Source organism: Serratia sp. KH_031 (assembly GCF_057839655.1).
The window spans coordinates 3469890-3486772 of record NZ_CM174496.1; the positions used below are offsets into that span (position 1 = coordinate 3469890).

A 16883-nucleotide genomic window follows, 5' to 3' on the forward strand; every position below is an offset into this window, starting at 1 on the left:
AAAAAAAACAAAAACAACCTATTACACATGGCCAGTTAAATTAATTTAAATGACCATAAATAAACTTAACTCGTCATAGTTCAATAAATTTAGATGACCTTACAAACACCACCCAAGATAACTCTCAGGTGGTGTGACTTATTTCATCAATACTTATGCTTTATTTAATCACATTACATCAGTTCGATGGTGACGTTATTTTGCACCAACAGTTCGGCATGCATCGCGCTGTTTTGATAGACCTGATATTGCGTCCCATCGATCGACACGGTGTTACCTGCCACCCATTGACCCGATGCAACACCCGAGTCATGCAGGCCTGATAGCTCGACGCGGTCACCGCTGTCGCCGTTAACCATCACTTGCACGTTGCCGTCATTCAGGAACAGATCGGTTTGCCCCAAGTTCAGCACGTCGTTGAGGGAAATCTTCAGTGTGTTGTCACCAGTACCGGTGATGTCAAACTTCTCGATCCCGCTGATCTTACCGGCGTCGTTAAAGCCGCTTAAGCCGCTCAAATCCAGCACCTGACCCGCACCGGTCAGCTTCAGGGTATCGACCCCGTTACCGCCATGGATCTCTGCGCCTTCCTGAGCAAAATAGGCTAATGGATCGACCGACATGCTGACCACGTCATTACCCACGCTCACTTGTGTATGGGTGATTTGTTGGAACGACAGTTGATCGATAGACAATCCACCACCTAAATCACCATTACCATTAACACCATCACCATAAATTTGGCAGCTCGCGATTTCGCTCCCTTCCGGGGCACTAAAGCTAAACCAAGTATAATATCCCAATTTTTCCGTACTGGTACCGTCAGACCGAACATGCTGATCGAACACGACGCGCCCTTCGGTATCGGTGATCACCACCCGTGAGCCACCCTGCTGGTTTTCCAGCCCACTGATGCGCAATGCGATCTCTGCCGCAGGTTTATCTAAGGTAATCAGCATGTAATTGGCTGGTTGACTATCTGAGCCTGGATTACCAATTCTCAAACCAATATAGGAAGCTGCATCACCTACATAATAGGTCATTGAAGTATTCGAGCTAATGCTAAACCCGCTCCCCTGGTAAATATTATCCACTGGTGTCTTTTGCAAACCATCACTGACGGTGGCGAGGGTTTTCTGATCCACCACAGCAACGTCCTGACCGTAGAAGGTTTCCCAGTTGTGGTCGATGAGGTGATAATCACTACTTGTGAATGCTGGCACTGTCAGGAAGTTATCGATACTCAACCGGTTATCGGTGGTATTCATCACGATTTTACTGATTGCTTGCCCTTCCGGTACCGTCAAGCTCACTTCACCGTGATAGTTTATGCCGTCGTAATGGGTTATACCCGCAGTTGTCGGGTAAATGGTCTTATTGATCAGTAGGTTGTTATCGGCGTCATACACTTTCACCGTCACGCCCATATCATTCAGGGCGCTGACCCAGAAGGAAACCAGCTTGCTCGGGTTATCCAGAACGAAAGTGGCTGACTTATCCACCCCGCTTGTGCCAGTGATGGAGAGGGCTTTGCTGCCCACCACATTGGGTGCAACAGAATATAGTGAAATAGAACCGCTGGCGGTAAAGCCTTCACCCGTATAAATATTACCCGCGCCCATCACTGCATTTTCGAAGTTATCGAATGTTTGACCCACATGGTTGATTTGTTGGAAGGTCACATTATCAATCACCAGCCCACCATTAGCCCCATCAGCATAAATTACTGCCAAGCCGATTTCACTGCCTTCTGGCGCGCTATAGCTGAAGTGTTTACTGTTATCTGGCACCCCACCCGTGCCATCTTGCAGCACTTTCTGGTCAAACAGAATATTACCGTTGACATCGTAAATCACTACTCGAGAACCACCCGCATCGTTCTGCAACCCGGTAATATCCAGTTCGAACTGCGCGACAGGTTTAACAAATGTCAGGTTAAAATAGCTATCACTTGGATTACCAATCTTCAAACCAGGTTGGGCACTACTGGACGCTCCATCATGAGTTAACAAAGAATTACTGGTAATAATAATGTCATTACCGAAATAAGTGTTATACGCCGGGGTCATCTGCAAATCATCACTCAATACGCTGAATGTACGGGCATTGATGATAAAGTCCGCACTTGGCGTACCAATAGTCCCTTCACTACCAATGATTTGCGCAGTGACCGCGAAAGTACTCTGGGTATCTTGAGCCGTAGTCTGCTGAACAGGGACATGCACAGTCAGTTGACCCGCCGTGATATCCGCCTGCGTCAGCACTTGATCATAAGTGGTGTGTCCCCAAACGATATGCAGCGTATCTCCTACTTTGGCGCCCGTGTCTTGCAGTGATACCGTCACATCAGAGCCATCCAGGGCTTTTTGCTCGGTATATCCGCCAACTGCATCAGGAATACTGGTAATACCCGGTGCACCTACAGTCATCAGCAAAGTGACGTCTTTCTGTGCGTAATTGGCATTACCCAAACCATCAATAATGCGCGACTGAATAGTCCAGTTACTGTTGTGCGCCGAGGTATCGGTGTAAGCCCAAGACGTGCCGTTGGCCACCGCGTCATGCCAAGTGGCACCGCCGTCCAGAGAAACCTGCACTTTCTGCCCTACACGGAGTTCATTACTCAGGCTACCGTAAATACCGCGCCCAGCAGTACCGTCCGCCGTCACAAAGTCATGATCGTTGATGCCGCTGTCTTTGCTCATGCCATCGATAGTCAAGGTACCCATCACCGGAACCACGCTAAAGACAAAGGCGTCACTCGCCACGCTGGTATTTCCTGCCGCATCGGTCGCCGTGACCGTAATGCTGTGGTTGCCATTCGCCAACGGAACTTCCACATCAAGGGTCCAGCGCCCGCGGCTGTCAGCATCGGTTTCACCGATCAAGGTGCTGCCATCATACAGTTTGATGGCTGCACGGGGTTCCGCCGTACCGCTGAATATCGGCGTATTGTCATCACTTTCGCTGCCTGCAGTAATGATCCCCGTGTGGCCTGCTTCGTCATCCATCACCTGTGTGATCGCTGGTTTGCCAGGTGCAGTCGCATCCAGCAGTAAACTCACCGGGCTGGACTCCGAGCTGACCCAACCCGCGCGATCGGTGGCCGTTACGGTAAAGTTATAAGATTGCTCGGCCAGATTCGTGGTCGGGCTGAACACCCAGTGCCCAGCAGCATCCGCAATCGTCGACCCTAACAACACCCCATTACCATAAACTTTAACTGTGCTATTCGCTTCCGCATCGCCACTCAACACTGGGCGCAGATTACTCGTGGCGGAGCCGTTATTCAGTGCACTGTCACCATCGGCCAACTGGGTGATCAATGGGCGGTCCGGTGCCTGAGTATCGACAATAAATTGATAAGGTGCAGAGAATTGCCCGACGTTACCGGCGCGGTCAATCGCTCGTACCTGATAACTGTGCTCACCATCCGCCAACGCATTACCGGGGGTAAAACTCCAACGGCCATTGGCATCAACGGGGGTTCTCAGCAAGAAAAATCCATTGTCATACACTTCGATAGTGCTGCGGGCTTCACCGTTCCCCGAGAGGCCTTTGTGGGCATTTTTGGTGATCGGCAACTGCGGTGCATCACCCAGTAGTGGGCGGCCGGTAGATTGCAGGCTTGTAGATTGGCTTTGTGGGGCACTGGCCACCACATTAGTCACAGGTGCCGTTATCGGTGCGGTGATAGCGTTATTTGCCGTCGCTACCGAAGCGGATGATTCGGTCACTGCGGTGTTTTGTACCATCTCTTCGCTAACAGCAGTATTGCTGCCTGTTGCCGTCGGGAAATACACGGCCTCTTCGTTTTCCCTGGTTGTCATTGGCGACAGTAATAGATCAAGAGGATCTGCTCTTTCCGTGAGAGATTTCATGTTCGAGTTACTCATGATAAAAATATCCTTATTACTAGATGATAACGTACTTATTCTTATGGTATTAATAAGTACAGGGCTTGGTTAAACGCCTATAACAACATGTCAAACTAATCATTTTGATGAATGATTATCGTCAAGAAAAAATAACCTATTACACTTGACCAGTTAAATTAATTTAAGCCCCCACAAATAAACTTAGCTCGTCATAGTTCAATAAAATTTAGATAACTTAATCAACACCACCCGAGATAACTCTCAGGTGGTGTGATTATTTCATCAATACTTATACTTTATTTAATCACATTACATCAGTTCGATGGTGACGTTATTTTGCACCAACAGTTCGGCATGCATCGCGCTATTTTGATAGACCTGATATTGCGTCCCGTCAATCGATACCGCATTACCCGCAACCCATTGACCCGATGCCACACCGGTGTCATGCAGGCCTGAGAGCTCGACGCGGTCACCGCTGTCACCGTTAACCATCACTTGCACGTTGCCGTCATTCAGGAACAGATCGGTTTGCCCCAAGTTCAGCACGTCGTTGAGGGAAATCTTCAACGTGTTGTCGCCAGTACCGGTGATGTCAAATTTCTCGATCCCGCTGATCTTACCGGCGTCGTTAAAACCAGTTAAGCCGCTCAAATCCAGCACCTGACCCGCACCGGTCAGCTTCAAGGTATCGACCCCAGTACCACCGTGGATCTCTGTGCCTTCCTGAGCGAAATAGGCCAACGGATCAACTGACATGCTGACCACGTCGTCACCCGCTGTACCGTAGAAGGTTTCCCAGTTGTGGTCGATAAGGTTAATGCCGGCAACATCTGTGCCATGCGCCCACTTACTGCTTTCCACTTCCAGTATATGTGTCCCCCAATCATCTCCTTGAACCTCTACCTTACCAATCAACTCTCCCTCTGCGGTGTAATCGAAGATTTGTGCAGTCTTAGTGTCGCTCGGGTTCCTCACGTTTTCTGTTTTTAACAAAACACCATGTACATCGTACACTCTGATAACAGCATAGTTACTACCCGGCTCAATCCCAGTTAACGACAGCTTGACATTGCTACGCCCATCATCAAATGCGATAGTCGCTGTACTCCATCCAGCAATCCACATGGAGCCAGATATAGCAAGTGACCAAACAGAATTGTCAGCTCTTTTTGTAACATTACTGCCTGTTACCGTAAAGCCGCCGCTTTCACTGACGTAACCGTTCATGGTTGCACCACTACTGAAGGCACTGGTATTAAATGCCTGCACTTGATCTATCACAGCCCCGGCACCCACTACTGCAAACCCTGATGATACTGCCCCGATCTCGCCATTTTGACCGATAATCTGCGCGGTAACCGTAAAGTCGTTAATGCCACCCTGCACCTGCGTCTGCTGTGATGGCACATTTATGGTCAAGCTACCGGCAGTGATATCCGCCTGCGTCAACACTTGATCATAAGTAGTGTGCCCCCAAACGATATGCAGTGTATCCCCTGCCTTGGCACCTGTGTTTTGCAGTGATACCGTCATGTCCGAACCGTCTGCCGCTTTCTCGGTGTTGTACCCCCCGGTCGCATCCGGGATATCGGTGATCTGCGGTTGATGATGGGAAACAGCATCTTGCGGATCAAGCACATTCTCCAAATAAGTCACGGAGAAATTATCAACCACTACCCCATTCTTATCACAATAAATCTTCACCTTGCCGATAATGACCCCGGCGGGTGCCGTGTAGTTGACCTGTCCTGCCCAGAGATCGGAATAGCTTGTTACAGCCATCCCTGCATCAGAGTATTTAATCAATGGGTTATAAATTTGTCTTCCGTTGGTGTCATAAACCTCCAACCAAGAACCGTTACCACTGTTATTCTCCAGCCCCCACAAGAGGTAGGAAATCGATTTGACCGGTTTATCAAAGTTCAGCGTGATTGATGCGTTATTCATCGCTCCTGAACCATCACCAATGTAAACGTATTGACCGTCACTATCTTGTGGTCCAGTTTTACCCGCTGGCAGCAGTCCCACGTAGCTCCCGGAGGTAGTCATAGTGAAGTGTGCGCTATCACTGACAAAGCCACCACCAGTGTAACTATCGAACGATTCGTTACCAATCATCAATACACCGCTACCCGTGACTTTGTAGCTGTTGGATGGCGAAGAGTTAACCCCATCTTGTGCCACAATCTGCGCGGTAACAGTGAAATCGTAACTGCTTCCCTGACGGACGGTATTCTCACTAGGGATATTGAACGTCGCACTGTGTGCGTCGATTTCGGCCTGTGTGAGTACATGATCAACGGTCTCTTTCCCCCATTGAATACGCAGTGTATCCCCAGCTTTGGCACCCGTGTCTTGCAGTGAGACTGTCACATCAGAGCCATCCAGGGCTTTTTGCTCGGTATATCCACCAACAGCATCAGGAATACTGGTAATGCCCGGGGCGCTTACAGTCATCAGCAAAGTGACGTCTTTCTGTGCGTAATTGACGTTGCCCAAACCATCAATAATGCGCGACTGAATAGTCCAGTTACTGTTGTGCACCGTGGTATCGGTGTAAGCCCAAGACGTGCCGTTAGCCACTGCGTCATGCCAAGTGGCACCGCCGTCCAGCGAAACCTGCACTTTCTGCCCTACACGGAGTTCATTACTTAGGCTACCGTAAATACCGCGCCCCGCAGTGCCATCCGCCGTCACAAAGTCATGGTCATTTACACCACTGTCTTTGCTCATGCCATCGATAGTCAAGGTGCCCATCACCGGAACCACGTTAAAGACAAAGGCATCACTCGCCACGCTGGTATTCCCTGCCGCATCGGTCGCCGTGACCGTGATGCTGTGGTTGCCATTCACCAACGGAACTTCCACATCAAGGGTCCAGCGCCCACGACTATCAGCATCGGTTTCACCGATCAAGACGTTGCCATCATACAGTTTGATGACTGCACGAGGCTCCGCCGTACCGCTGAATATCGGTGTATTGTCATCACTTTCGCCGCCCGCGGTAATGATCCCCGGGTGGCCGACTTCGTCGTCTATTACCTGTGTGATCGCCGGTTTACCGGGTGCGGTCGCATCCAGCAGCAAACTCACCGGGCTGGACTCTGGGCTGACCCAACCCGCGCGATCAGTGGCAGTGACGGTAAAGTTGTAAGATTGTTCGGCCAGGTTCGTGGTCGGGCTGAACACCCAGTGCCCAGAAGAATCGGCAATCGTCGACCCTAACAACACACCATTACCATAAACTTTAACTGTGCTATTCGCTTCTGCATCACCACCCAACGTTGGGCGTAAGTTATGGGTGGCGGAACCGTTGTTCAGTGCACTGTCACCATCGGCCAACTGCGTAATCAATGGGCGGTCCGGTGCCTGAGTATCGACAATAAATTGATAAGGCGCAGAGAATTGCCCGACGTTACCGGCGCGGTCAATCGCACGCACCTGATAACTGTGTTCGCCATCCGCTAACGCATTACCGGGGGTAAAACTCCAACGGCCATTGGCATCAACGGGGGTCTTCAGCAAGAAGAAGCCATTGTCATACACTTCGATAGTGCTGCGGGCTTCACCGTTCCCCGAGAGGCCTTTGTGGGCATTTTTAGTGATCGGCAACTGCGGCGTATCACCCAGTAGTGGGCGGCCAGTAGATTGCAGGTTTGTAGATTGCAAGGGCGCCGGACTTTGTGGGGCACTGGCCACCACATTAGTCGCAGGTACCGTTACCGGTGCGGTGATAGCGTTATTTGCCGTCGCTACCGGTGCGGATGATTCAATCACCGCGGCACTCGGCGCAACTTGTTGTTCGCTAGCCGTAACATTGCCACGTGCTGCCGCGGGGAAATATACTGCTTCTTCACTCTCTGATGGGGCAGTCGATTGCACCAATGTATTGAGAATCTCTGTCTCTTCGGTGAAGTTATTATTTTTTGAGTTACTATTTTCCATGGTGTTTATATCCTTGTTGCTCAATATCCATATTCCAGTATTCATTTCCTGAAAATGAATACTTATTCTTATAATAAAATGAGATTTCTAAACTTTATTTAAATAACCCCACTTTATTGGCTTGGTTCTTGCCAGAATAAATAGCTGCTGACAAACTCCAACCAATAAAGTGGCACCCTGCCATATGGCAGGGTGCCTACAGCATTACATCAACGTAACCTGTACTTTATCTTCAACCAGCAAAGAAGCATTCTGCGCAGCATTGTCGTAAACGTGATAAGTCACGTTGTTGACCTGTGCGGTTCCGCTTTCATTCCATTCACCAGCAGTATCCACTACGTTCAGGATATCATCAGCGTCACCGTCGATGACCAACTGGGTCTTGCCGTTATCCAACACCAGATCCGTTTCACCCAGATGCAACACGTCGTTAATAGACAGTGTCAACTGGTTAGAACCTTCACCAGAAATATCGAACTTCTCAACAGACTCCATCCCTGAGTTATCCAACATTGTCAGATCGAGGTGCACGTCATGGCCTACCAGAGAAACGATATCCAGCTTGCCTTCAGTACCCACGATTGGTTCATTCGACAAGTTAGCCACATCTTCTGCAGTCAGCTCGTGGTTCACTACTGAATCATCAGCCGCCACATCAGCTTCTACACCAACGACAGACTTCAGCATGAAGGTGCTTTGAACCATGTCGTCATCATCCAGTTCAAAATCTGGCACGCCTGGAGGTGTAGTATCGATTTCCAACGGATAGTTGTCAGAATGCGCACTAGCGTTACCCGCAGCATCCACTACAGTGATGTTAAACTGGTAGAAACCTTCCGCCAGTTCGGCCGATGGCGTGTAGCTCCAATGACCAGTACCATCGACTACTACAGTGTCCAGCAGTGTCTGACCGTTGTAGATCTGCACGGTACAACCGATTTCAGCACGGCCTGTCAGGGTCGGCGTTGTATCGTTGGTTGCATCACCTTTTGCCAGTTCAATGATCAACTCACCTTCTGGGACGTTATCTTTGTAGATCATATCGATAGAGCCCGGTGCTGGTGGAGTTGTATCAACCAACATGGAGAAATCACCAGACATGATGCCAACATTACCCACCAGATCCACACCTTTAACATTCAGCGTGTGTTGCTGTTCGCTCAGTGCAGATTCCAGAGTGAACGTCCAGTTTCCTTGTGCATCAGCAACCACGGTTTTCACTAGGATGTCATCAACATAGATCTTGACCTGACCACCAGGTTGAGTGGTGGTACCACTCAATGTTGGACGAGGATCGTTAGTCACGCCACCATTAGTGATTGGGCCTACAATGCCTTCAACATGGTCGTAAACTTCGGTAATGACTGCCGTTACCGGTTGTGCTGAACCATCGGTGATCACCAATGAATAAGCATTAGACGGTTGACTGGTGTTACCTGCCACATCTCCCGCTTTTGCTGTGAAGCTGTAGCTGCTGTAGTCCAGATCGCTAGATGGTGTGAAGCTCCAACGGCCATTCGAACCGATTACCGTGGTTGAACCGATCAGTTGGTCACCATTGTAAATAGAAACGATAGTGCCAGGTGCCGCGGTACCGCTCAGTGTTGGTGCGCGGTCATCAGTATAACCACCAGACAGTACTGGGCCTGTTTGCGGACCGAAGTCATCGAAGATGCTCTCAATAACCGGTGCGTTAGGCGCAATGGTATCCACAACAATCGAGATAATATTGGCGCTGGTGCTTTGGTTACCCGCATCATCCACCACGATTGCACTCAGAGTGTGCGGACCATCAGCCAGTGCAGCATCTGGTGTGAAGCTCCACTTACCATCAGTACCCACTTCTGCAGTACCGATTTGAACACCATTGTCGTAAATCACAACAGTCGTGCCCGCTTCAGCATTACCACGGATTTCCGGGTTCGCATCATTGGTTTGCGCGTTGTTATCCAACTTACCGATGTGCTGAGGAACATCATCAAATACGCCATTATCTGTACCGGACATATCTACCGGATTTGGAGCAATGGTATCGATGTTCATTTGCACTGGATCAGAAGGCTCACTAATGTTGCCCGCTGGGTCCTGAACTTCCACGGTGAAGTTGTGATCGCCATCAGCGATTGGTGTCGTTGGCGTGTAGCTCCATGAGCCATCTGGATTAACCACATCAACCACGGCAAGCACGGTGTCGCCATCTTTAATGATGACTTTGCCGCCAGTTTCAGCGCCTTCACCACTAAAGGTCGGTGTTGGTTCGTTAACGCTGCTACCACCTGCAATAACCTGCCCTTCAGAGTCTTCAATGACCAATGGAGTCGGTTTAGCCGGAGCAATGGTGTCGATCGCGATAGTCACTGGATCAGAACGGCCACTGGTATTGCCAGCCCTGTCTTCCACTTCTGCGGTAAACGCATGCTCACCATCTGTCAGTGGAGTTGTTGGTGTGACAGTCCAGCTACCATCGTCTCCTGCAACTGCTTCACCAATAATGGTTTCGCCGTCACGGATGATCACTTTCTCACCAGGCTGCTGCCCTTCACCACTGAAGGTTGGGGTAGAGTCATTGGTCAGATCGGTGATCACATTGCCCGCATCATCAGTGATTACGATGTCCGCCATATCTGGCTTCACAGGAACTACGGTATCTATCTCAACCACACGTGCATCTGAAGGTTCGCTGACGTTGCCCGCTGGATCACGTTCTTCGAAAGTAAACTCATGGTTACCGTCTGCCAGCGCTGTGTCCGGTGTGAAGATCCAAGAACCGTCTTCACCCACGACCACTTCACCGATAACGTTGCCGCCATCTTTGATGATCACAGTGTCGCCCGCCGCCTGGCCTTCGCCAGTGAAGGTTGGGGTGGTGTCGTTGGTGATGTCAGCGATCACATTGCCAGCATCATCGGTAATCACAACGCTGTTGGCGTCGATCTTAGCTGGTGCAGTGCTGTCAATTTCGAACGCGATAGGAGCAGATTCTGGGCTGACGTTGCCAGCAGGATCTTCAACCACGAAGGTAAAGTCATGATTGCCGTCTGTCAGTGCTTCTTCTGGTGTAAAGGTCCAAGAACCGTCTTCACCCACTACCACTTCGCCGATAACTTCGCCACCGTCTTTAATGACCACTTTATCGCCAGCTTCTTGGCCTTCGCCGCTGAAGGTTGGCGTTGTGTCATTGGTCAGATCAGTAATTACATTACCTGCATCGTCAGTTACGGTAACATCACCGACATCCAGAGCAGCCGGTATTACGGTGTCAATATCAATCACACGTGGATCAGAAGGACCACTGGTATTACCAGCAATGTTTTCTGCTTCAAATGTAAAGCTGTGATCACCGTCTGCCAGCGCAGTTTCTGGTGTGAAGGTCCAAGAGCCGTCGCCACCAACAGTCACTTCACCAATGATGGCTTCGCCGTCACGGATGATCACTTTATTACCCGCGTCTTGACCTTCGCCACTGAAGGTTGGCGTTGAGTCATTAGTAGCATCAATGATCACGTTGCCAGCATCGTCAGTGATCAGAACATCATTAATGTTGATAGCTGGTGGTACGCTGGTATCGATATCGATAACACGGACATCAGAAGGTTCGCTAACGTTGCCCGCAGGATCGCGTGCTTCGAAAGTAAACTCGTGATTACCTTCTTCCAGCGCAGTGTCTGGTGTGAAGGTCCAAGAACCATCTGCACCGGCAACCACTTCACCGATAACGTTGCCGCCATCTTTGATAGTCACAGTGTCGCCCGCTTCCAGGCCTTCGCCAGTGAAGGTTGGGGTGGTGTCGTTGGTGATATCAGTAATCACATTGCCAGCATCATCGGTGATCACAACACTATCAGCGTCGATCTTAGCCGGAGGAGTACTATCAATGTCGAAGCCGATTGGATCAGATTCTGGGCTGACGTTACCAGCAGGATCTTCCACCACGAAGGTAAAGTCGTGATTACCGTCTGCCAGTGCTTCTTCTGGTGTGAAGGTCCAAGTACCGTCTTCACCTACCACGACTTCGCCGATAACTTCGCCACCGTCTTTGATGATCACTTTATCGCCAGCTTCTTGGCCTCCGCCGCTGAAGGTTGGCGTTGTGTCATCAGTCAGATCGGTAATCACATTACCTGCATCGTCAGTCACTGTGACATCAGTCACGTCCAGAGGAGCTGGTACCACGGTATCAATATCAATAACGCGTGCATCAGAAGGTTCGCTAATGTTGCCCGCAGGATCGCGTTCTTCGAAAGTAAAATCGTGATTACCGTCGGCCAGTGCAGTGTCTGGCGTGAAGGTCCAAGAGCCGTCTTCACCAACAACCGCTTCACCGATAACGTTGCCGCCATCTTTGATGATCACAGTGTCGCCCGCTGCCTGGCCTTCGCCAGTGAAGGTTGGAGTGGTGTCGTTGGTGATGTCAGCGATCACATTGCCAGCATCATCGGTGATCACAACGCTACCAGCGTCGATTTTGGCCGGAGGAATACTGTCAATTTCAAACGCGATAGGAGCAGATTCTGGGCTGACGTTGCCAGCAGGATCTTCCACCACGAAGGTAAAGTCGTGATTGCCATCTGCCAGTGCAGTGTCCGGCGTGAAGGTCCAAGTACCGTCTTCACCCACCACCACTTCGCCGATAACTTCGCCACCGTCTTTGATGACCACTTTATCGCCAGCTTCTTGGCCTTCGCCGCTGAAGGTTGGAGCAGTGTCATTGGTCAGATCGGTAATCACATTACCTGCATCGTCAGTCACGGTAACATCACCGACATCCAGAGCAGCCGGTATTACGGTATCAATATCAATCACACGTGGATCAGAAGGACCACTGCTATTACCCGCAGTGTTTTCTGCTTCAAATGTGAAGCTGTGCTCACCGTCTACCAACGCAGTTTCTGGTGTGAAGGTCCAAGAACCGTCAGTACCTGCAACCGCTTCACCAATGACAGTTTCGCCGTCACGGATGATCACTTTGTTGCCAACGTCTTGGCCTTCGCCACTGAAGGTTGGCGTTGAGTCATTGGTAGCATCAATGATCACGTTGCCAGCATCGTCGGTGATCAGAACATTATCAATGTTGATGACTGCCGGTACGCTAGTATCGACTTCAACAGTACGTGGGGCAGACTCTGGGCTAACGTTGCCAGCAGGATCTTCCACTACGAAGGTGAATTCGTGATTACCATCTGTCAGCTCAGTTTCCGGTGTAAAGGTCCAAGTACCGTCTTCACCCACCACCACTTCGCCGATAACTTCGCCACCGTCTTTGATGATCACTTTGTCGCCAGCGTCTTGGCCTTCGCCGCTGAAGGTTGGCGTTGAGTCACCCGTTTGATCGGTAATAACGTTACCCGCATCATCGGTGATTTTGACATCGTCCACGTTCAGTTGGTCTGGCGCAATGGTGTCAACAATCACGTTGATAGGATCAGAAGGCTCGCTCTGGTTGCCCGCTTCATCTTCAACAATAACGGTAAAGTCGTGCTCACCTTCTGGCAGGTCTTCGGTCGGTGTCCAGCTCCAGCTACCGTCTTCATTGACAGGTATTTCAGCAATAACTTCGTCACCATCTTTGATGATCACTTTATCGCCAGGTTCCTGACCATCACCACTGATGATTGGTGTAGGATCGCTGGTAGACCCACCCGGAGGCACTTCATTTCCTTCGCCATCGGTGACTACCACATCGACCGGTTTGGACGGAGGTGTCGAGTCAATAGCGACAGACTGTGTAGCTGGCGCACTGGTGTTACCCGCAATGTCTTCTGCTGTTACGTTGAAGTTATGCTGGCCATCGGCCAGTGCAGTTGGCAGAGTAAAGCTCCACGTGCCATCTGCACCTACAGTGGTCGTTCCAAGTACAGTTGAGCCATCTTTAATGGTCACAACCGCGCCAACTTCTTCGCCTGCACCTGTAAAGGTCAGCTTACCGTCGTTGGTTGGGTGATCACCCGTTACCACTTCACCAGCTTGGTTGGTCAGTTCAAAGACTGGCGCATTAGGTGCGGTAGTATCGATCACGATGTGGAAACCAGTGCTTGGTTCACTGCGGTTACCTGCACCATCAATAGCCACAACGGTGATAACATGAGCGCCATCGGTCATGCCAGTTTTAGGAATGTAGTTCCAGTCACCATTAGCGTCGGCGTTGGTAGTGTATGTCTCAACACCGTCGATCAAGATAACGACCTTGCTACCTGGCTCTGCAGTACCAGACATGATCGGTTTGCTGGCGTCTGTCACCATACCATCGGTAACGTAACCAATTTTCTTACCAGTCATATCAACAACGCTGTCCAGCACCGGCTGAGCTGGAGGAGTGATATCGATCACTACAACAAATTCAGTAGATTTTGAACTGGTGTTGTTCACGCTGTCTTTAGCATCAACAGTGAAGTGGTGCTCAACGTTTTCACTCAATGCGTCAGTTGGGGTGAAAGTCCAAGTGCCATTCTTACCATCACCAATAGGCTGATCAGCAACAGCTGTACCAATCGCCACACCATTGTCATAAATAGTGACTGTTGAGTTCAACTCAGCCGTACCAGAAATGGTAGGTTTCGTATGGTTAGTGGCTGCATGGTCAACGATCACCACGTCGCCATCGGTTACGCTATCGATGGTTGGACGATCTGGCGGAGTCGTATCTACAATAAACGTGGTTGGTGGAGAAATAGCACTCTTGTTACCCGCACGGTCAATACCTTGCGTAGTCAGGCTATGCAATGTGTCTGCATACGGGTTAACTGGTTTATATGACCAATGACCAGTCGCATCAACGTTAACGCGGCCAATTTCTACCCCGTTATCGTAAATAATAACTTTAGTGTTAGGTTCCGCGATTGGACCATTCTTGTTACTGATAGTTGGAGTATTGCTAGCAATGGTTTTAACTACCGGATCAGCTTTTAAACCGCCAGACTTCAGCAGGTTAGTTTCAGCATAAACGCCGGTACTTCTCAATAACTGCTCCGTTGATTCGATATCAAAATCAGGAATATCTGGTGCCACTGTGTCTACCTCCAATGTAAACAACTCAGTACGAGTACCTGTATTACCAGCAACATCTGTTGCTACTGCATAGAATGAGTAAACACCGTCTAGCAGTTCCGTTACAGGCTCCAAATTCCATAGACCCTGTCCGTTCGCAACAGTCCTGCCAAGTTCAACTTGTACATCGCCGTTGTTGTAATAAACCACCACCTCACTGTCTGGCTCTGTTGTGCCATGCAAGTTTGGGGTAGCGTCGTTTGTGACGTCTCCGCTTACCAGGTTGACCGGGTATTCGAATTCATCGGTGTGTGATGAACCATCAATCGTTACTATTGGGGCAACAGTATCGATGGTCAGTGAAAAGACGTCAGACATAGCACTGTAATCAGTGCCGTTGCTAGCCTTAACGCTAAATGTATGTGAGCCGTCAGCAAGCCCTTCAGGCGGGGTATAACTCCATACACCACTGCTGTTAACCCCAACAGAGGCCAGATCCATGTCATCAATGAAGATGTGGACTGTGCTGCCAGGTGTTGCAGTACCATTCAGAGTTGGTTTGTTGTCGTCAGTAAGATCGCCACTACGTAATTCACCCGTAAACTTACCAACGTCATCCACAACGCTGGTGATTTCGGCATGCAGATCATTAGCCGGGATATGGTCCGCGACAATAATGACGTGGATAGGATCAGACGGTTCACTTTGATTGCCGGCTTTATCTTCAATGATCACAGTAAAATCATGATCGCCGAGATCTATCGCGTGTTCACCATCTGGTGTGAATGTCCAGTGACCATTACCATCAACATCTACTTCGCCGATAATTTTATCGCCGTCTTTGATGATCGCTTTGCTACCAGGTTCTGCATTATCACCGGTAAAAGTTGGTGTGGTATCAACCGTGTCCGAACCAGGCAAAATAACTTGGCCGTCGTCGTCAGTCAGGACAACATCACCTGCATTAGGTTTTGCCGGTGATACGGTATCAACGATGACATTGATAGGATCAGACGGATCACTCTCGTTACCATCTTTATCGACCTCAATGATGGTAATGTCGTGATCACCTTCAGTAATCGGGGTTTCAGGTGTCCAGCTCCAAGAACCGTCATCACTGACAGGAACTTCAGCAATAATCTTGTCGCCATCTTTGATGATCACGGTATCGCCTGGCGTCAGGCCATCGCCACCGAAGGTTGGCGTATTGTCGTTAGTCGGCACACCGTCATTGATTGGCTTACCGCTATCATCAAGCACCGTCGGAGGGTTAGGTTTGGCTGGTTTACCCGTACCGTCACCACCACCGTCGCCACCTGTACCACCACCGTCACCGCCAGTACCGCTACCGCTGTTCGAATTCTCGTTATCGTTCCCGCCATGGTGACCGGAAGCCAATGCCGCGATACCCAGCGTACCAAATACAGCAGCCAGTCCCATCCAGGCAATCGCATTGTTGTTGTCATCATCATCGGCAACAACAGCCCCCAAGTTCCCTATGGCATCGCCACCCAGAACGAGTTTGCTAACTTCACCCGTCTGCATAAATTCTGTATTTGCGCCAACACTCGGATCGGCAGAAATAAACTCGTAGTACTGGCCGTTTTCCGCCATACCTACCAATTTGCAACGTTCGGCACCTTCAAAAGCATAGAAATCCTGAATTTCAACCTCAGTACTTTTAGCATCAGCACCGTTCAGCTTAACCTGCAACGATTTACCGACACGTTTAACACTGATATTTTCTGGCGCCGCGTTGGTGTTGGGATCAACAAAAATGAACTGCGCATTTTTAACCGCTTTAATGTTGACCTTGCTACCGCCGAGATCGTGGGAAGAAATAATCTTCCCATTGACCACCTGAATTAATTTAACGATAGATTTATTCATAATGAATACCTAAATTCCTTATTAGTGAGTATCAATAATCATGTTTTATACAAGACAATTATCTCAATCGAAATTGACATATAAAAATAATATTTTTGTTTAAGATTAACTAAACAACACAACTATAGAAAGCCAATATCTGGCGAATGATTCATACCAATAGATCACCTCCCTGTTGTGTTT

Annotated in this window: 3 protein-coding genes; all 3 read right to left on the minus strand. The window is 49.5% G+C overall.

Annotated elements, in window-relative coordinates:
- Window positions 1-173 precede the first annotated feature (173 nt).
- The gene (locus tag AC3ISQ_RS15615; RefSeq protein WP_489347950.1) at window positions 174-3896 is read right to left on the minus strand and encodes an Ig-like domain-containing protein; all 3723 of its coding nucleotides are present in this window, start codon (window positions 3894-3896) and stop codon (window positions 174-176) included.
- Window positions 3897-4187: 291 nt separating this feature from the next.
- Window positions 4188-7826 carry an Ig-like domain-containing protein gene (locus tag AC3ISQ_RS15620; protein ID WP_489347951.1) on the minus strand — a complete coding sequence of 1213 codons (3639 nt, stop codon included), beginning with the start codon at window positions 7824-7826 and terminating at the stop codon, window positions 4188-4190.
- A 204-nt stretch (window positions 7827-8030) separates the two neighbouring features.
- Window positions 8031-16700: an Ig-like domain-containing protein gene (locus AC3ISQ_RS15625; RefSeq protein WP_489347953.1), complete on the minus strand. Its 8670-nt coding sequence runs from the start codon at window positions 16698-16700 to the stop codon at window positions 8031-8033.
- Window positions 16701-16883: the final 183 nt, after the last annotated feature.

Bases quoted from the DNA above. Each gene is read 5' to 3' on its own strand.
- AC3ISQ_RS15615 (WP_489347950.1), bottom strand. From the start codon at position 3,896: ATGAGTAACTCGAACATGAAATCTCTCACGGAAAGAGCAGATCCTCTT.
- AC3ISQ_RS15620 (WP_489347951.1), bottom strand. From the start codon at position 7,826: ATGGAAAATAGTAACTCAAAAAATAATAACTTCACCGAAGAGACAGAG.
- AC3ISQ_RS15625 (WP_489347953.1), bottom strand. From the start codon at position 16,700: ATGAATAAATCTATCGTTAAATTAATTCAGGTGGTCAATGGGAAGATT.